Genomic DNA, 19,067 nt, shown 5'->3' with positions numbered 1-19,067 from the left:
TAGTTATGTCGGGCATGCGCAAAAAGCTTACAAGCTGACGAAATGTCCTTTATTTTCAAGGTTTTACCGACATTTTGACTGTACTTTACCTATGGTAAGGTTGTTGACATTACCCAAGTAAAAACATTGAAAATGAACTTTAATAATTTCACCATAAAATCACAAGAAGCCATTCAGCAAGCACAGCAGCTTGCTCAAGAGCTTGGGCATCAACAAATAGAAAATGAACATATTTTCAAAGCCATCGCTGAGGTTGACGAAAATGTATTGCCCTTTATTCTTAAAAAACTCAATGTCAATACATCATTGATCCATCAGATTCTAGAAAAAGAATTGGAAAGTTTTTCCAAAGTTTCTGGAGGAGAGATTATGCTTTCAAGAGAAGCTGGAAAATCTTTGAACGAAGCCTCCATTGTTGCTAAAAAAATGGGGGATGAATTTGTATCCATAGAGCATTTGTTCTTGGCCATTTTCAAATCAAAAAGTAAGATAGCTCAAATTCTTAAGGATCAAGGAGTCACGGAAAAACATCTGAAAGCTGCCATTGAAGAACTTAGAAAAGGCGGCAAAGTAACTTCCCAAAGTGCGGAGGATACCTATAATTCGTTAGATAAATATGCCAAAAACCTAAACCAACTTGCGGACAGTGGTAAACTTGACCCTGTTATTGGAAGGGATGAAGAAATAAGGAGAGTGCTTCAAATTTTATCCCGAAGAACCAAGAACAATCCAATGTTGGTTGGTGAACCCGGGGTGGGCAAAACAGCAATTGCAGAAGGATTGGCCCATAGAATTGTGCAAGGAGATATTCCTGAAAACCTTAAGGACAAAACAATCTACTCCCTAGACATGGGAGCACTCATCGCTGGCGCCAAATACAAAGGAGAATTTGAGGAGCGTCTAAAAGCGGTCATCAAGGAAGTCACTTCTTCTGATGGGGATATCGTGCTTTTTATTGATGAAATACACACCCTTGTAGGTGCCGGTGGAGGTCAAGGAGCCATGGATGCAGCCAATATCCTTAAACCTGCTTTGGCAAGGGGCGAACTTAGAGCTATTGGGGCCACTACCCTAGATGAATATCAAAAATACTTTGAAAAGGACAAAGCTTTGGAACGAAGGTTTCAAAAAGTGGTGATTGATGAGCCCGATACGGAAAGTGCTATTTCAATTTTAAGGGGAATAAAAGAAAAGTATGAAGCGCATCACAAAGTGCGTATTAAGGATGAAGCTGTAATCTCCGCAGTTGAATTATCCCAACGGTACATCACTAATAGATTTTTGCCGGACAAAGCCATAGATCTTATGGACGAAGCCGCTTCCAAACTTCGGATGGAAATCAATTCCAAACCTGAGGAACTGGATGTGCTGGACCGGAAAATAATGCAGTTGGAAATTGAAATTGAAGCCATAAAACGGGAAAACGACAAACCCAAGTTGCAGAGCCTCAATCTGGAACTGGCCAATTTGAAAGAGGATCGCAATGAGATTTTTGCGCAATGGGAAAGCGAAAAAAGTGTTGTGGACAACATCCAAAAAACAAAACAGGATATAGAGAATTTTAAACTCGAAGCCGAACGTGCAGAACGTAATGGAGATTATGGGAAAGTGGCAGAGTTACGCTATGGAAAAATAAAGGAATCCCAAGAGCGACTTGAGAAACTGCAGGAGGAATTGACAGAACAACAGAGTTCTGGAACACTTATCAAAGAAGAAGTTACCAATGAGGACATTGCCGAAGTAGTTGCCAAATGGACCGGTATTCCAGTGACCAAAATGTTGCAAAGTGAGCGGGAAAAACTGCTGAAACTTGAAAATGTACTGCACAAACGTGTGGTTGGTCAAGAAGAAGCCATTGTTGCAGTTTCCGATGCTATTCGAAGAAGTAGGGCTGGACTACAAGATGCTAAAAAACCAATAGGTTCATTCCTATTTCTCGGAAATACAGGTGTTGGTAAAACAGAATTGGCCAAAACATTGGCGGCGTACTTGTTTGATGATGAAAATGCCATTACCCGGATAGATATGAGCGAATACCAAGAACGTCATTCCGTAAGCAGATTGGTTGGTGCGCCTCCCGGATATGTGGGCTATGATGAAGGTGGACAATTGACAGAAGCAGTTAGAAGAAAGCCATATTCTGTGGTCTTATTGGATGAGATTGAAAAAGCCCATCCCGACACGTTCAATATTTTATTGCAAGTGTTGGATGAGGGCAGATTGACAGACAATAAAGGTCGGGTGGCAGATTTTAAAAATTCTATCATCATCATGACCAGTAACATGGGTAGTCCAATAATTCAAGAAAAGTTTGAAGGCGCTGTGGATGTGGAAAGTGCAACGGAAGCGGCCCGAACAGAGGTAATGGGCTTGCTTCGTAAAACTATTAGACCGGAGTTCTTGAACCGAATTGATGATATCATCATGTTCACTCCATTGACCAAGTCAGATATCAAAGAAATTGTCCGACTTCAGTTGGATCAGCTCAAAAAGATGGTTTCCAAACAACATATTACCTTAGATGCCACGGAAGAGGCAATTGTTTACTTGGCAGAAAAGGGATACGATCCCCAGTTTGGGGCAAGACCTGTAAAAAGATTAATTCAAAAAGAAGTTCTGAACAATCTTTCCAAAGAACTTTTGGCTGGAAAAATAAAAGCCGAGAGTATCATTTTGCTTGACTCTTTTGATGATAAATTAGTCTTCAGAAATCAAAACGAACTGGTGAACTAAACGGAGATTGTAATTAATCAAAGCCCTTATTTTGTTAAAAATAAGGGCTTTTACATTTTAATATACCATGCAGTATCTGTTTTTTATATATTAGCAAGACCCAGAACCAACCCTGACCACTATGACCAAAAAAGCAGAGCGGACCACAGCCTATATAATCGAAACTGTTGCACCAATTTTCAATAAGTTTGGGTATGTGGGTACAAGTATGAGTGACCTTACGGAAGCTACAGGGCTTACCAAAGGTGCCATATACGGGAATTTTGAGAACAAGGAAACACTTGCTCTATCAGCATTTGAGTACAATCAGAACCATTTGTTGGCGATTATAGATGAAAAATTGGATGTGGAAGGCAGTGCCTTGGACAAATTGTATTCTCTGTTACGATTCTACAGACAATATGATGTATTTACCCTTCCTTTTGGTGGATGTCCCATATTAAATGTTGGGGTCGATGCACAAAACAACCATAAATTGCTTGCCGCGGCAGTAAAGGAAACCATTAAAGAAATTGAAGGTAAAATAGCATTGGTCTTGGAGAATGGGGTGAATCTAAATGAAATACATTTGCCTGTTCCACCACTTCAATTTGCCAAACAACTTTTTACAATGCTACAAGGTGCCATTGCCATGTCCACAATGACACGAGATAGAAAATACCTCATCAACACTATAGCCTATTTAGAGCATTTGGTACAAAGGGAAATCAAAAAATAAGATATTTAATTTGCCCTCACCCTAAAAACCCAGGTCTTGCCTGGGTATTTCCCATCTAACCTACTATCTCTTGCTTCTCTGGCCTCCCGCATGGTGTTATAGCGTTCCAAATACACATAATTAAACTTGTTCTGGCTTCTATAAAACGATTTTGGATTTAGTCCCATTTTTTTCAGTGTAAGCATGAAACTCTCAAAATAGCGTTTGGTACCGAACACATTGGCTATTAAATAAAAACCAGGTTCCATACCTTCAGCATTGGTGACCTCTTCATATCTTTCGTTAGGCCTAAGCTCTACTTTTTCACGCTGAAGTTCTGCTATACTGTCCTTCTTTCTCTGGGCATCTATTAATTCTTTATCTATCAATATCGCTTTGCCCATAGAATCTCTTTCTTGTGCCTGCTTTTTATGCAACTCCTCTTTTTCAACATCAAATTGCTTTGCTTCTTCCAATCTTTTTTGTTGCTCAATAGCTTTTTTCTCCGCCTCTTGAGCTTTTTGCGCTTCTCGCCGTTTTTGTTCTTCTTCCGCTTTTATACGTTCCAAAGCCAATGCATCATCTTTTTCAACATCAAACCCTACTACTTTTCTTCGTTGGTCAGTTCTTCCAAAATGGTACGAAGCTATCAACTCAACAGTAGATTTCTCATCGCTTAAAACACTATCAGTTCCAAATTCCAACAACCCTCCAATGGAAAATTGCTTAGCAAAAGTTACACCTGCACCGCCAGATATTCCATAAAAACTATTATAGCCCCCTTGTAACCAAAATTTAGATGTGGATAACAATCCATTAATGCCAAATTGTGTATCCGCATCCGGAATTGCTTTTACGTAAAGTATAGGGCGCACAAAACTATGTTCCAATCCAGAAAATAAGGTAACTGGAAAATCATTGCTCAACGTTCCAATAAAAATGCCCGAATTCCTCGAATCATCATTTCCACTATCCGATAAATTGAAATCAATTGCATTTTCCACTGCCAGTCCAACACTAAATTGATCTACTTGTAATCGTATTGCAGGTGAAAATTGTAAAATGAAATCATTTGTACTTTCCAACTGAGGCAAATCAATATCAGGATTGGAAATAAAACGATCATCCGCTAATTTTTCTTGAAATGCAAAAGTGTTCACTCCAACTATCAGCTTCATAGAATTATCTATGGGAATGGCATAAGCGTAGTTTAAATTGGCTCCCGTATACAGATAAGTACCGGTATTGTGTTGCAAAAAACCAATTCCAAAAGATGATTGTTGGTCAATTCCATGAGTATAATTCGCAAATAAACTGGTAGGGTCACCATCTACAGTTTGCCATTGCCAACGTGTCCAAATGGAAACTGAATTCGGATTGTTCCAATCCATACCATAAGTAGCATTTAAAAGACTCGCATTAAACTGTGTTAGTCCATGTTGCCTGAAATCAGCGGGTAATGTTCGCTCTTGCGCACATAGAATGGTGGTTGCCAAAACCAATAAGAAACAAACTCGAAACCTATACATACGAGAAAGTGAATTTTAAACGTTACATTTAAGTACTATATGGTAAAAAAAGGGGATTTTAGATCAATTACTATGCGAATCACCAAACTTTTGATTGCGGTTGCAATTTTTATAGTTGGAACTACCAGCTGTAATAATTCAAATAAAGATATGGAAATTACAGAAGATCCTGTGGTTTCTACATTTTATTTTATAAGACATGCGGAAAAGGATCGTTCTGACCCTGAAAACCGTGATCCAGAGTTAAACCAAGACGGATTGGGAAGAGCTATTAAATGGGCCGAAGTTTTTGACCCTATTGCCATTGATGTTATTTATTCTACCAATTATGAGAGGACATCCATGACTGCAGCACCAACCTCAGTAAAAAAAAACATAGATGTAAAATATTATGACCCCAGTTCTATTGACTTTGAAGCATTTAAAATAGATAATGAAGGGCTCAACGTTTTAGTAGTGGGCCATAGTAATACTACTCCAAATTTTGTGAACAAAGTATTGGGAATAAAAAAATACAATCAAATGGATGACCATGACAACAGCAGTCTTTTTATTGTCCGAATCATTGATGGGGAAGCTACCGATATTCGATTGAGTATGGATTAGTTCTCCATAACCTCTATTTCTGAAAGTTTTATTTTGGACAACAGCTCCAATTCGCCATTTTCAAAAAGTTGGCCTATTTCTAAAATACCTGTTCCTTTCTTTTTTGGTTTGTAATTTTTATAGTCCACAAAACGGATTCCATTTACGTAGCGTTCATTATATGCCTCTCTAAAACGCTGTCCTCCACCATTCACATGAAAATCATATGCCAAGTAATCTGGCTTAAAGGATTCTTTGTTAAACCAATAGACATAAGTATCATCAAAATCATCTCCCCCACCCGCTTGATCAAATGTGACCTTCACTTTATGATATTCTTTTCCTTTAATAATCTCCTCTCCCAATAATTCTTTATTGACAGCTTTATCATTCAATCCAAGAGGCAACCTTGCAAAGTAATGTACCGAGTTTACTGAATTTGAATAGCGATTAGAAATCGAATCGGGTAAATTGACCAAAGAATCGTTCATAAATCGTTGAAAAGCTGAATTGGTCTTAATGTCCATAATTATTACAGAATCCAGGATAGAAATTCTTTTCAATATTTTTTTCCCTTCAACATTTTGGGAAATGTACTTCTTGTCTCGGAACACAAACGAAGCTCCATTATTTGTATAAAGCTCTCCCCCACTTGCTTTAATGGATTTATCAACAATTTCTTGAGCAGTGAAAATTGTTTTGGTTCTTTCCTTACATGAAACGATTATAAGCACTAGTATTCCAAAAAAGATTCTTTTCATTGATGCTGTTTTTCTTTACAATCGTAAAATACCCTGTAACATTACAATTTTCTTTGTAAAGAGTTCCTATTTTTGCCAGCAATGCAGAAAAATATCAACATAAAGAACAAACGCGCTCGTTTTGATTACGAGATTTTGGACACCTATATTGCAGGAATAGTGCTTGGAGGTACCGAAATCAAGTCCATTCGGTTGGGAAAAGCATCCATTTCACAAAGCTTCTGTGAATTCAATGAATTGGGTGAACTTTATGTAATCAATATGCAAGTAGATGAGTACAGCCATGGAGGGCATTACAACCACAAGCCCAAAGCGGAGCGTAAACTACTTCTGAACAAAAGAGAACTTAAAAAGCTTCGAAAAGAAGTGACCACATCAGGACTTACCATAATTCCTCTTAATCTTTTTATCAATGAAAGAGGCTTAGCAAAGGTTAAAATTGGACTTGCCAAAGGTAAAAAACTGTATGATAAACGTGAGACCATCAAGGATAGGGACAATAAACGTAACCTATCTCGAATCAAAAAGGATTTTAATCGCTAGTTTTTGTTTTCTAACAAGGGAACAAACCTAAACGCACCCAACTCCTGTTTTTCAAATTCTTTTTCCGATTTTCTTGTGAACAAAGTCATTACTTGTTCCTCAACTCCAACCGGAATTACCAGCTTTCCTCCTACTTTTAATTGGGACAGCAACGGTTTTGGCACCAAAGGAGCTCCGGCCGTAACAATAATTCCATCAAAAGGCGCTTCTTGGGGCAGTCCTTTGTATCCATCCCCAAAAATTACCTTTTTGGGTCGATAATTCATTTTATTGAAAAAGAGCTTTGTCTTTTTAAAAAGTTCTTGCTGTCTTTCTATGGTATAAACTTTGGCTTTTAGATGCAATAAAACCGCTGTTTGGTAACCACTCCCAGTACCTATTTCCAATATTTTATGGCTAGATTTAACTTTGAGCAACTCCGTTTGAAAGGCAACAGTATAAGGCTGAGAAATGGTTTGTTCTGCACCTATGGGAAAAGCTTTGTCCTGATAGGCGTGGTCCTCAAAACTGCTATCTAAAAACAAATGCCTAGGCACCGTTTTAATGGCATCCAAAACCGTTTTATCCTGTATTCCTTTGGCAGATAGTACTTGTGCCAACTTATTACGCATACCGCTATGCTTCAATGTATCCTTCATGTTTTTGGTCTGGTACACGAATTTAAAAAGTTCTTTACGAATATATGGTCAGATGGAGCCTTATTTTTATGGAAGAATGATGTCATATCCGTATTTTTGACAAAAACAGGAAGTATGCTAAAAGTAGGTGTTCTTGGTGCAGGACATTTAGGTAAAATTCACCTTCGGCTCTTAAACGAATCCAATAAATATGAACTTGTTGGTTTTTACGACCCCGATGAAATCAACGCAAAAAAAGTGGCAGAAGAATTTGGCTATTCCTACTTTGAAAATATCAATGCCCTTATGGATGCTGTGGATGTTGTGGATATTGTTACTCCTACTCTATCCCATTTTGATTGTGCCAAAAAGGCTATAGAAAAAGGAAAGCATATTTTCATAGAAAAACCCATCACCAATACCGCAGAAGAAGCGGAAGAACTGCTTCAAATGGCCAAAAAGCACAACATAAAAGGACAGGTGGGACATGTAGAGCGATTTAATCCTGCTTTTTTATCTGTAAAAGACAAGATTGAAACTCCCATGTTCATTGAAACACATCGCTTGGCAGAATTCAATCCCAGAGGAACCGATGTGCCCGTGGTTTTGGATTTAATGATTCATGATATTGATGCAATTTTGAGTGTGGTAAATTCCGAGGTGAAGAAAATCAATGCCAGTGGAGTTTCCGTAATCAGCAAATCCCCAGATATTGCCAATGCCCGGATTGAGTTTGAAAATGGATGCGTGGCCAATTTAACCTCAAGTAGGATTTCCTTGAAGAATATGCGAAAATCTAGATTCTTTCAACGGGATGCCTATATTTCTGTAGATTTTCTCGAAAAAAAGGTTGAAGTGGTCAAAATGAAAGATGCCCCCAAAAGTCCTGGTGATTTTGATATGATCTTGCAAAATGCAGAAGGGGAGAAAAAACAGATTTATTTTGAAAATCCAGAAATTGAAGCAAACAATGCTATTTTGGATGAATTGGAAACCTTTGCTGAAGCCATAAACAACAACACTGAACCTGTTGTGACTCTGGAACAAGGAACCAAGGCCTTACAAGTTGCATTACAAATTATAGAATCGTTTAAAAACTAAACCAATTGTCACACTGAACTCATCAAAGTGTGATAGAATTAAGTATTCTCGTTGCTCCTTATACAAGTTCGGGATAACATATAAAACTCAAAACTAAATGAAAACTATAGCTGTAATAGGTGCTGGAACCATGGGGAACGGAATTGCCCACGTTTTTGCACAAAATGGATTTGAAGTAAACCTAATCGACATAGCACAAGTTTCTTTGGACAAAGGATTGGCAACCATAGCCAAAAACTTGGATAGAATGATTTCTAAAGGTATAATTGAGGAGGGTGTAAAAAACAATACTCTTGGAAATATCACAACATTCACAGATCTAAAAAAAGGAGTTCAAAAGACAGATTTAGTTGTGGAAGCAGCCACTGAAAACTTAGAAACCAAGCTCCAAATCTTCAAGAACTTGGATGAAATCTGTAATGCAAATAGCATTTTGGCCACCAATACCTCTTCCATATCCATAACCCAAATTGCAGCGGCTACCCAGCGACCTGATAAGGTAATTGGAATGCATTTTATGAACCCGGTGCCCATTATGAAACTGGTTGAAATCATTAGAGGGTACAGCACCTCAGATGAAATCACCAAAACAATAATGGAGCTATCCAAGCAATTAGGGAAGATACCTACAGAGGTAAATGACTATCCAGGCTTTGTGGCCAATAGGATTTTGATGCCCATGATCAATGAGGCCATTGAAACCCTATACAATCAGGTAGCGGGAGTTCAAGAGATTGATACTGTGATGAAATTGGGCATGGCTCACCCCATGGGACCATTACAATTGGCAGATTTTATAGGACTAGATGTATGCCTATCCATTTTGAAGGTTATGTACGACGGGTTCAAAAATCCAAAATATGCACCCTGCCCCCTATTGGTGAATATGGTAATGGCCGGAAAATTAGGTGTGAAATCAGGAGAAGGGTTTTATGATTATTCCGAATCCCGAAAGGCCGAAAAGGTCTCCGCTCAATTCAGTTAAATCCTTATGGCCCTAATAAAACCATTTAAGGCCATTCGCCCTGCACCGGATAAAGCCGCATTTGTGGCTTCACGTTCCTATGAAGAATATTCAAAAGATGAGCTAAAATCTGTATTGAAATATAATCCTTTCTCTTTTCTGCATATCATTAACCCAGGTTTCAAATTCCATAAAAACATCGCTGGAAAGGAGCGTTTTAAGTTGGTGCATAATCGCTATTTGGAATTTCTAGAGGACAACATCCTCCAAAAAGATGAACAGGATAGCTTTTATCTATACGAAATCTCAAAGGACAACCTAACTACTTTGGGGTTTTTCTGTGCTTGCAGTGTGCTGGACTACCAAAACAACGTTATTAAAAAGCATGAGGATACCATTCAAAGAAGAGAAAAACTTTTTGCAGATTATTTGAACACTGTTGGCTTTAATGCAGAGCCAGTTCTCATGACCTATTCGGATGATGATACCGTTGGTGAGATATTGAAACAAGAAGCGGCAAAGCGACCAGACCATGATTTCACCACTCCCGATAAAGTTGGACATAGACTTTGGAAGGTCAGGGATTCAAAAATTATTGAAAGACTTCAACGTGCATTTGTAAAAACGGAGGTACTTTACATAGCTGATGGGCATCACCGCAGTGCTTCATCCAGCCTATTGTCTGAAAAAAAGAAATCCAAAAATGCTTCGCATACCGGAAACGAAGCATATAATTATTTTATGGCTTATTTAATTCCAGAATCTAAAATTAAAATTTACGAGTTCAATAGGATGGTCAAGGATTTAAACGGATACTCCAAGGAAGAATTCCTGATTCAGCTCGATACTTATTTCAGAATAGAAAAAAAGGAAGACGGATTATACAAGCCCAGCCAAAAACACCACTTTAGTATGTATCTGGATGGAGGTTTTTATTCTCTGTACCTCCGAAAAAAGGTCTATACATTTAGTGATGCACTCAGCGAACTGGACACCCAAATTCTTTACAAAACCATACTGGAGCCCATTTTAGGGATATCGGATTTAAGAAATGATAAACGTATTGCCTATGGTTACGGCAAACACAACGTTATTAAAATGAAAGATAGTGTGGACAAAGGGGAATTTGCAGTTGGTTTTAGCCTGGTGCCCATAAACATAAACGAAATTAAGGCCATAGCCGATGCAGGGTTGGTAATGCCGCCAAAAAGCACCTATATTGAGCCCAAGCTTCGTAGCGGATTGACGATTTATGAATTTTAACACATGTCGATAAAAGATAATCTAAGTAAAATAAAAATTTCAATTCCTGATACAGTAACCCTAGTTGCCGTTTCCAAAACCAAGCCCAATGATGCCGTTTTGGAAGCTTACCATGCCGGTCAGCGTGTTTTTGGTGAAAACAAGATTCAGGAAATGACCCAAAAGTGGGAAGATCTTCCTAAGGATATTGAATGGCATATGATCGGACATGTGCAGCGCAACAAAGTGAAGTATATGGCTGAATATGTTTCGTTGATCCATGGGGTAGATAGTTTTAGATTGTTGGCAGAAATTGACAAGCAGGCTAAAAAACATAAACGGGTAATTCCATGTCTTTTACAAATGCACATTGCTGAAGAACAAACCAAATTTGGTTTAAATGAAACTGAATTGGAAGAAATCATCGATTCAGATGCTTTTAAAAATCTTGAAAACATCAAGGTATTTGGTCTAATGGGCATGGCTACCTTTACCTCTGATTTAGACCAAGTTCGCAAAGAATTCAATTTTTTGAAATCCATCTATGACAATTTAAAACAAAAGCTTCCTGAAATTTCGGTGCTCTCCATGGGTATGAGCGGAGATTATACTATTGCCATTGAGGAAGGTAGCACCATGGTACGCATTGGAAGTAGTATCTTTGGGGCACGGAATTATTCGTAATCAATATTTTAAATTTTCATGTACGCCATACTCGATATTGAAAGCACCGGAGGAAAATACAATGAGGAAGGCATTATGGAAATTGCTATCCACAAGTTTGATGGACACCAAGTAGTGGATAAATTCATGAGTTTGGTGAACCCAGAGCGAGAAATTCAGCCTTTTGTGGTAAAGCTCACCGGAATCAATAATAAAATGCTCCGTACTGCGCCAAAATTCCACGAAGTGGCCAAGCGAATTGTGGAGATTACCGATGGGGCAACCCTAGTGGCCCACAATGCCCAATTTGATTACAGAATTCTTAGGACCGAATTCAGACGCTTGGGATACGATTTTCAACGTAAAACGCTTTGCACCGTAGATTTATCTAAAAAACTACTCCCTGATGCAGAATCACATAGCTTAGGCAAACTAGTACGGTCCTTGGGCATTCCCATGAGTGATCGTCACCGGGCCAATGGTGATGCCATTGCAACACTAAAACTATTTAAGTTATTATTGAGCAAAGATTCCCAAAAAACCATTATCCAAGAGGTCATTCGCGATGCATCACAGGGAGAACTATCCCCAACACAGCTGGATATTGTTTCTAAACTTCCCTCGGAAACAGGTGTCTATTATATGCATGACAAGGATGGTGAGATAATTTTCTTAGGAAAAACAAAGGATGTCAAAAGAAGGGTCAATCAACATTTTACCAACACAGGGCAGTTGGCCAGAAAACTTCAAAAAGAGACCAAAAAGGTCTCTTTTGAACGTACCGGAAGTGAGTTGGTGGCCATCTTAAAAGAATATGAGGAACTTAAAAGGACAAGGCCCAAGTATAATAGTATTGCCAAGAGAAGTCTTTTTTCACATGTTATTAATTTTTCAAAAAACGGCAGTCCACAGATTGAGCTTGAAATTGTAAAAAGTAGGTTGCAAAAGGAGCAAAACATTGGTTTTAACGGAGTTCCTTCCGCCAAAAGCTTTTTAAAAAAAATCAGTGCGGAGTTTGAACTATGTGAAACTTCATTGGGTCTTGATTCAATTTGTGAACATTCCAAGAACGGATGTGCCCATGGCTGTGCTGCACAAGAAAATGCACTGGAATACAATCAAAAAATCTATAGCGCACTGCATAAATACAGCCTTAAGAGTAGAACCATTGCAATGATAGATCAAGGGCGAGAACTTGGAGAACACAGTTTTATTCTGATTAAAAATGGTACTTTAAAAGGTTTCGGATACGTTGAGCTAAATCATCAAATAAATAATATTCATATATTAGAATCCATTATCACTCCAATGGACAGTGATGAAAACACCCTTTTTATTGTTGAATCTTATTTGAGAAAAAAGAACAGACTCAAAATTATGGAGCTAACACCCGCCATTTGAAAAAACAAGAAGTACATTCTGGTTGGAAACACAAGTTACATGAGGTTATTTATGAAGCTGATACACCTTTAGGGAAGCTTTTTGATATTGTATTGGTCGTCTTAATAATGCTCAGTGTTATTTTAGTTATGCTGGAAACCATTGAAGAGGTAGATCAGCATTACCATCAGATTTTATTGACTTTAGAATGGGTGGTTACCATTTTTTTCACCCTTGAATACATTGCTAGGCTCATAAGCATAAAAAAACCTTGGAAGTACGTCTTTAGTTTTTATGGCATCATCGATTTTGTTTCTACCATCCCCCTTTACCTGTCCTATATTCTTGCCGGGTCTCAAGTTCTATTGGCTGTAAGGGCATTCAGGTTATTGCGGATTTTCAGGATTTTGAAGCTAGTCAAATTTATGGGCGAAGCCTCACAGTTGAAAGCTGCATTAAAAGCAAGTAGGGCTAAAATTGCAGTTTTTATTTATGTAGTGCTTATTCTTTCGGTAATTATGGGCACCCTCATGTATCTTATTGAAGGGGATGAAGCCGGTTTTACCAGTATTCCCAGAAGTATCTATTGGACTATTGTGACCTTGACCACTGTCGGGTATGGAGATATTGCCCCTCAAACTAATTTAGGGCAGTTTTTAGCCACAGTCATTATGATCTTAGGTTATGGAATCATTGCAGTGCCAACGGGCATTGTTACCGTAGAATTCTCTAGACATAAAAACGGAGATAAAACAAAGAGTGTTGTACATACCAATACCCAAGCATGTCCTACCTGCTCTGCAGAAGGACACAGGGATGATGCATCAAATTGCTATAAATGCGGTGATTTGTTATGAGCTCCAAAATCTTGATTGCAGTTGTTGGCCCTACAGCCATTGGAAAGACAAAGTTGGGAATAGATTTGGCGAAGCACTTCCAAACTGAAATTATTTCCGCTGATTCCCGTCAGTTTTTTAAGGAAATGAATATTGGTACAGCTGTTCCATCAACGGAGGAGCTAAACACTGTCACTCATCACTTTATCCAACATAAAAGTATTTCAGAACCCTACTCGGTGGGAGATTTTGAAAAAGATGCGATTGAATTACTGGACATCCTTTTTCAAAAGCAAGATGTTGTTGTCATGGTTGGTGGCAGTGGTCTTTATGTTGATGCCGTTGTCCATGGTCTGGATGAATTCCCGAAAGTGGATTCAAAACTTCGCGAGTCGTTAAACCAGAAGTTCAAAGAAGAGGGATTATCATATCTTCAAGAAGAATTACGCTCAAGAGATCTTGAATATTATAATATAGTAGATATTGAAAACCCACACCGATTAATTCGAGCTTTGGAGGTGTGCATTGCAACCAACCAACCTTTTTCATCGTTCCTAAACCAAAAAAAGAAAGAAAGAACATTCAATACACTTTATATAGGGATAGAAGCAGACAGGGAAGTTATTTATGACCGCATTAATCTACGGGTTGATTTGATGATGGAAGCAGACTTGCTGGAGGAGGCAAAGAAATTATACCCTCACCGAAACCTTAATGCTCTGCAGACCGTAGGTTATCGTGAACTTTTTGAGTATTTAGAGGGAAATTTTACTTTGGATTTCGCTATTTCTGAAATCAAAAAGAACACTCGCCGTTTTGCAAAAAGACAGCTAACGTGGTTGAGAAAGAACCAGAACATCCTATGGGTTAAGCATGATGAAAACATGGATGAGATTTTAAAGAAGATAACCCACCATCTTGAAACTGACAATAATGGGTGATTCAAAAAAAATTTTAGTTGTCATGGGAGTTTCCGGAACTGGGAAATCTACGATTGGTAAAATGCTCGCTAAAACCCTTAAAATTCCATTTTTTGATGGTGATGATTTTCATCCAGAAGCGAATGTTAAAAAAATGAGCGCAGGAAAGCCTCTAAATGATGGTGATAGACAGGGATGGCTTGAAAAACTTAACGCACTGGCCAAAGAGCACCAATCAAAAGGAGCAATTATAGCCTGTTCTGCACTGAAGCAAAATTATCGGACATTGCTGCAAAATAACCTTAAAGGTACTATGCGATTTGTTTACTTAGAAGGCTCGTTTGAACTCATAAAATCACGTTTAGAAGATAGAAAAGGGCATTTTATGCCCCTAGCCCTCCTAAAGTCTCAGTTTGATGCCCTTGAGGCACCGATAGATGCAATTAAGATCCCAATAACATTGGCCCCTGACAAAATTGTGAAGCAGATTGTTACGGAACTTGCCCATACAGATTAAAATTGGACATAAAAAAACCACCTAATGGTGGTTTAAATTTTATGGGACAAAATTGGATTATTATTGATTCTCAGCTTTTATGACCAACCTAAATCCTTCACCGTGAATATTTAAAATTTCTACAATATCGTCTCGCTTCAAGTACTTTCTAAGTTTGGCTATGTACACGTCCATACTTCTTGAAGTGAAGTAATTATCATCTCTCCAAATTTTGGTCAGCGCCAATTCTCTTGGCATTAAGTCATTTTCATGAAGCGCAAGAAGTCTTAGCAATTCATTTTCTTTAGGAGACAATTTTATAGGTTCCTCATCCATATATTTAAGGAAACGAAGCTTGGAGTTTAAATGAAAGTTACCTATTTCAAACTCAAATTGCTTACTGTCCGCCAATGTGCTAGAAGCTTTTCTTTGAAGTATAGCTTTAAGTTTCATCAACAGCACTTCAGAATCAAAGGGTTTGTTTAAATAATCATCGGCACCTGCTTTGTATCCCTTAAGTACATCTTCTTTCATCGTCTTAGCGGTAAGGAAGATAATTGGAACGTTCTCGTTTTTTTCACGAATCTCCCTGGCAAGGGTAAATCCATCTTTATAGGGCATCATAACATCCAAGATGCAGACATCATAATTGTCCTTTTTGAATTTTTCAAAACCTTCCATTCCATTCTTGGCCAGAACAACATCAAAATCGTTCATAGACAAATAATCCTTTAGGACAATCCCAAAATTGGGATCATCTTCCACTAATAATATTTTCTTTTTTTCTGTCTCCATAATTTTTTAAATTAAAGGTAGTTTTAAGTAGAAAGTACTTCCTTTTCCTTTTTCACTTTCTGCGTAAACCTCACCTTGATGATCTTCTATTATTCTTTTTACGTAGGCCAATCCTAATCCATGGCCTTTTACATTATGAATATCTCCGGTGTGTTCCCGGTAAAATTTTTCAAACACTTTTTTCAAGACTATTTTGCTCATTCCAGCTCCTTGGTCCTGTATCTTAACAATAATGCTGTTTTTAACCAATTCAGTATAAACATCAATTTTTGGGGATTCTGGGGAATATTTAACTGCATTATCCAGAATATTCACTATTACATTGGTAAAGTGCACATCGTTGGCCAAAATCTCAGTTCTTTCTGCATTCAAATGTGAATTCACATATCCTCCCCTATCTTTTACTATAAGCTCTATATGCGCTATAGCATCAATTATAATATCATGTACATCTACCCTATCCTTGCTGATATCCAATTGGTTTTTTTCCAATTTGGATATCCGCAGCACATTCTCTACCTGGGCGTGCATTCTTTTATTCTCATCCTTGATCATTCCCAAATACCTTAGCACCTTTTCTTTATCCTCTATTGATTTCGGGTTTCTTATGGCCTCAACAGCCAAATTTATGGTTGCTATAGGTGTTTTAAACTCGTGGGTCATATTGTTGATAAAGTCAGATTTAATTTCGGAAATCTGTTTTTGTTTTATCAATTGATAGATTGCACTGGAATAGGCAATCATAATCACCAAAGTGAAAATCAAGGATAACAGTGCCATTCCCATTATGGACTGAAAAAGAAACTTTTTCATTGTGGGAAATGTGAGCAATAATGAAAAATTGGTCTGTCCTTCACTGTCCTTAAAAATTGGCGCTTCGTACATTTTAGATTTGGAAAACTTGAATTTTTTAGATCGAACCTTGGTTGGGTAGCCTTGGCTATAGACCCCATACTCAAAATCAATCTTAATGTTCCTGTTTTTCAACTCCTGACTGAGCAATAACTCCAATTCTTGCTTGGATACCCTTTTATGAATAGGACTGCTTTTAGCATATTCCATAAAGACATCTTCCAATGCTAGTTTTTCCATACTGGAAAGCCCTCCTATTTTCTCTACCCTCTGTATTGGAGTTAAGGTATAACTCTTTCCATCCAACCCATTTTCTTCTCTAAAAACTGCCTTGGTACGCTTACTGGTATAGTTTTTAATTGTGGTTGTGTCCTCCCCATTAAAATTATCAAAGAACGTTGATGATATATTGTAATCTTCTTCTAAAATTCCATGAGAATAAAAAAGAATCTCATCAGAATTCACATCTCTATCAACAAACAAAAAATTCTTGAACTGCGTAGTCTTTGGTTGTCCAATACTATCCACAAGTGAAGCCAAACGGTCTGAATAATCCTTCATCTCCCTTTTCTCCACTCTGCTTGCCACTTTATCCAGTATGTCCGAGACCGTTCTTGAGAATTGCTCCTCTTTATCGTCTACCGATGTTCTTATCCAATAAACCTGAACAAAAATTATTCCAGTAAGGGATAAACTCATTAGAATGACGAGAAGAACGAATAGCTTCTTGTTCATCGGGGTAAAATTAGAAATTTAACATTTAGGCCTTCCACCGTTTAACCTAACCTTAACAAAAATGTTAAAATTGTAGGTCAATTCAACAAGCCGACAAGTTTTTGATGGAGCTTTGCCACCTTTTGTTTAGTAGTTTTCATATCCAAATTTTCAATGCAAAAATCTGCAAGTGGTATTTTTTTGTCATCATTTATTTGGTTTTTCATGCGGTCAAGAACTTCATTTTCAGAAGTTTCATCTCTTTTCATGACTCTTTTTAAACGTAACTTCTTTGGAGCGGTTACCAATATAACGTAATCGTACTGGTCTTGGTTTCCATTTTCAAAAATCAAGGCAGTTTCTTGAAGTACATATGGAGAGGACTGGCTTTGGGCCCAATCTAAAAAGTGCATTTTAACCGCTGGGTGCACAATGGCATTTAGCTGAGATAGAAGGTCTGGGTTTTTAAAAATCTTTTTTGCTATATAAGCTCTGTTTAGCTTGCTTTTCCTATAAGCACTCTTACCCAATAGTTCAACAATGGAGCTTTTAAGTTTTGATGAGTTGGTCATTAATTTTTTAGCTTCAATGTCTGAATCATAGACTGGAATCCCATGTTCTTTGAACATCGTAGCTACGGTACTTTTACCGCTACCAATTCCTCCTGTTAATCCTACAATCATCATTTTTGCTCTAAAACAAAGTCAACCTTATTCTCTAATAGTCTGACACCATGAGTTCTATCAGGCTTTTTAGTTAATTCTAAGAACAGTACATTACCATCAGAGTTATTCAACTGCTTATAATCTGCTATTACCTCAAAATCCTTTGTGGAAATTATTTTCAGTTGGTTTATAGTCGCTTTGCAAAGCACTGAAACTGAATTGGGGAATGTTTTTACAAGATATCCTTCAGGATAATTAGTGACTTGAATGGGCACTTCATAAACTTTCTCGGAAAACTTAGCAACTCTTCCTTCAACATTTACCCTATTGACAGAAAATATGCTATTGGCCATATTCTTTGGAAAAACCAAAAGCACATCTTTGGAAAAATCCGAAGAAACATTTGCCAGTTCTAACTTAGCCGTATAAATATGTTCCAAAGTGTCAATTTCACTCATTGGTCCTTTTACCAGTACTTTTTCTGGAGTTATTGTTGGATGTCCATCCAAAATATAATTCTGCTGAAACTGAATGTCCAATCTAGGCTTAACTGAAATTTCTTTTGAAGCCACTTGATACAAATCAACAAACAATTGATTTCTATCCAAATCAATTAAGGAAATGTTTTGGGAAAGCTGTCTTTCTATTTGCTTTTTTAAAGCATCCTCAGTCAGCAAATATTTCCCATCTCTATAAATAGCTTTGGATAGATCAAGGTCTATTTCCTTGGCATTCAATTTGAAGTACAAAAACTGAAAACCGCTGGTCTTAAGCTTTGTTTCGATACTATTTATGCCATTGTTTCCCAATAATAAAGTATCTGGCAAGTTTCTATAATTCAAACTAAAATCCGCCCTTGACTCATAGGATTCGGATAAGTTACTCAAGAACCAGGCTAGAAATGAGCAGACCAAAAAAAGTAAAAACACTTTTACTTTTCTCTTGTTAAGACCTGACATCATTTTTTTGAACAC

General features: G+C 37.6%; 19 protein-coding genes. 12 read left to right on the top strand and 7 right to left on the bottom strand.

Annotated features, from left to right (window positions below):
* Positions 1-132: 132 nt before the first annotated feature.
* Together clpB and CRO15_RS12375 are read left to right on the top strand one after the other, a co-directional pair.
* Positions 133-2,733 carry an ATP-dependent chaperone ClpB gene (gene clpB, locus CRO15_RS12380; protein WP_097046126.1) on the top strand — a complete coding sequence of 867 codons (2,601 nt, stop codon included), beginning with the start codon at positions 133-135 and terminating at the stop codon, positions 2,731-2,733.
* A gap of 121 nt (positions 2,734-2,854) precedes the next feature.
* Positions 2,855-3,451, top strand: coding sequence for a TetR/AcrR family transcriptional regulator (locus CRO15_RS12375; protein ID WP_097046125.1), 597 nt, complete (start codon positions 2,855-2,857; stop codon positions 3,449-3,451).
* Positions 3,452-3,456: 5 nt separating this feature from the next.
* Here the strand turns inward: CRO15_RS12375 and CRO15_RS12370 are convergent, their stop codons facing one another.
* Entirely contained in the window at positions 3,457-4,959 is a 1,503-nt protein-coding gene (locus CRO15_RS12370) for a PorP/SprF family type IX secretion system membrane protein (protein ID WP_097046124.1), read from the bottom strand.
* A gap of 72 nt (positions 4,960-5,031) precedes the next feature.
* Between CRO15_RS12370 and CRO15_RS12365 the strand changes: the two genes are divergently transcribed.
* Positions 5,032-5,565 carry a histidine phosphatase family protein gene (locus CRO15_RS12365; RefSeq protein WP_097046218.1) on the top strand — a complete coding sequence of 178 codons (534 nt, stop codon included), beginning with the start codon at positions 5,032-5,034 and terminating at the stop codon, positions 5,563-5,565.
* Here the strand turns inward: CRO15_RS12365 and CRO15_RS12360 are convergent.
* Entirely contained in the window at positions 5,562-6,305 is a 744-nt protein-coding gene (locus tag CRO15_RS12360) for a DUF6503 family protein (protein ID WP_097046123.1), read from the bottom strand. The two genes, CRO15_RS12365 and CRO15_RS12360, sit on opposite strands and share 4 nt — an antisense overlap.
* Before the next feature lie 81 nt (positions 6,306-6,386).
* Between CRO15_RS12360 and smpB the strand changes: the two genes are divergently transcribed.
* Positions 6,387-6,848 (top strand): SsrA-binding protein SmpB, encoded by a 462-nt coding sequence (smpB, locus tag CRO15_RS12355; protein ID WP_097046122.1) that lies wholly within the window; start codon positions 6,387-6,389, stop codon positions 6,846-6,848.
* On the opposite strand, the gene CRO15_RS12350 is transcribed toward smpB, so the two are convergent.
* Entirely contained in the window at positions 6,845-7,486 is a 642-nt protein-coding gene (locus tag CRO15_RS12350; RefSeq protein WP_097046121.1) for a protein-L-isoaspartate(D-aspartate) O-methyltransferase, read from the bottom strand. The two genes, smpB and CRO15_RS12350, sit on opposite strands and share 4 nt — an antisense overlap.
* A gap of 114 nt (positions 7,487-7,600) precedes the next feature.
* Between CRO15_RS12350 and CRO15_RS12345 the strand changes: the two genes are divergently transcribed.
* From CRO15_RS12345 to CRO15_RS12310, 8 genes are all read left to right on the top strand, one after another.
* Positions 7,601-8,566 carry a Gfo/Idh/MocA family protein gene (locus tag CRO15_RS12345; RefSeq protein WP_097046217.1) on the top strand — a complete coding sequence of 322 codons (966 nt, stop codon included), beginning with the start codon at positions 7,601-7,603 and terminating at the stop codon, positions 8,564-8,566.
* Between the two features lie 97 nt (positions 8,567-8,663).
* Positions 8,664-9,551, top strand: a complete 888-nt coding sequence (locus CRO15_RS12340) for a 3-hydroxyacyl-CoA dehydrogenase family protein (protein WP_097046120.1) — start codon at positions 8,664-8,666, stop codon at positions 9,549-9,551.
* A 6-nt stretch (positions 9,552-9,557) separates the two neighbouring features.
* Positions 9,558-10,793, top strand: a complete 1,236-nt coding sequence (locus tag CRO15_RS12335) for a DUF1015 domain-containing protein (RefSeq protein ID WP_097046119.1) — start codon at positions 9,558-9,560, stop codon at positions 10,791-10,793.
* Between the two features lie 3 nt (positions 10,794-10,796).
* Positions 10,797-11,456: a YggS family pyridoxal phosphate-dependent enzyme gene (locus CRO15_RS12330; protein ID WP_097046118.1), complete on the top strand. Its 660-nt coding sequence runs from the start codon at positions 10,797-10,799 to the stop codon at positions 11,454-11,456.
* A gap of 18 nt (positions 11,457-11,474) precedes the next feature.
* On the top strand, positions 11,475-12,836 hold the full coding sequence (locus CRO15_RS12325; RefSeq protein ID WP_097046117.1) for an exonuclease domain-containing protein: 1,362 nt from the start codon (positions 11,475-11,477) through the stop codon (positions 12,834-12,836).
* Positions 12,833-13,672 (top strand): ion transporter, encoded by an 840-nt coding sequence (locus CRO15_RS12320; RefSeq protein WP_097046116.1) that lies wholly within the window; start codon positions 12,833-12,835, stop codon positions 13,670-13,672. The genes CRO15_RS12325 and CRO15_RS12320 overlap by 4 nt, the downstream gene beginning before the upstream one ends.
* Positions 13,669-14,592, top strand: a complete 924-nt coding sequence (miaA, locus tag CRO15_RS12315; protein ID WP_097046115.1) for a tRNA (adenosine(37)-N6)-dimethylallyltransferase MiaA — start codon at positions 13,669-13,671, stop codon at positions 14,590-14,592. The genes CRO15_RS12320 and miaA overlap by 4 nt, the downstream gene beginning before the upstream one ends.
* Positions 14,585-15,088, top strand: coding sequence for a gluconokinase (locus tag CRO15_RS12310; protein ID WP_097046114.1), 504 nt, complete (start codon positions 14,585-14,587; stop codon positions 15,086-15,088). The genes miaA and CRO15_RS12310 overlap by 8 nt, the downstream gene beginning before the upstream one ends.
* A 60-nt stretch (positions 15,089-15,148) precedes the next feature.
* On the opposite strand, the gene CRO15_RS12305 is transcribed toward CRO15_RS12310, so the two are convergent.
* The 4 genes from CRO15_RS12305 to CRO15_RS12290 all read right to left on the bottom strand — a co-directional run bounded on the left by CRO15_RS12305 (position 15,149) and on the right by CRO15_RS12290 (position 19,055).
* Positions 15,149-15,862: a response regulator transcription factor gene (locus tag CRO15_RS12305; RefSeq protein ID WP_097046113.1), complete on the bottom strand. Its 714-nt coding sequence runs from the start codon at positions 15,860-15,862 to the stop codon at positions 15,149-15,151.
* Between the two features lie 6 nt (positions 15,863-15,868).
* The gene (locus CRO15_RS12300; protein WP_097046112.1) at positions 15,869-17,449 is read right to left on the bottom strand and encodes a sensor histidine kinase; all 1,581 of its coding nucleotides are present in this window, start codon (positions 17,447-17,449) and stop codon (positions 15,869-15,871) included.
* Positions 17,450-17,526: 77 nt separating this feature from the next.
* Positions 17,527-18,114: a dephospho-CoA kinase gene (gene coaE, locus CRO15_RS12295; protein WP_097046111.1), complete on the bottom strand. Its 588-nt coding sequence runs from the start codon at positions 18,112-18,114 to the stop codon at positions 17,527-17,529.
* The gene (locus CRO15_RS12290; protein ID WP_116458909.1) at positions 18,111-19,055 is read right to left on the bottom strand and encodes a CdaR family protein; all 945 of its coding nucleotides are present in this window, start codon (positions 19,053-19,055) and stop codon (positions 18,111-18,113) included. The genes coaE and CRO15_RS12290 overlap by 4 nt, the downstream gene beginning before the upstream one ends.
* Positions 19,056-19,067: the final 12 nt, after the last annotated feature.

The sequence above is a fragment of the Flagellimonas pacifica genome (assembly GCF_900215465.1).
In the GTDB taxonomy this organism is placed as follows: Bacteria; Bacteroidota; Bacteroidia; order Flavobacteriales; family Flavobacteriaceae; genus Flagellimonas; species Flagellimonas pacifica.
Note: the sequence above shows the minus strand (reverse complement) of the source record. Positions and strands in the feature narration are given on the sequence as shown.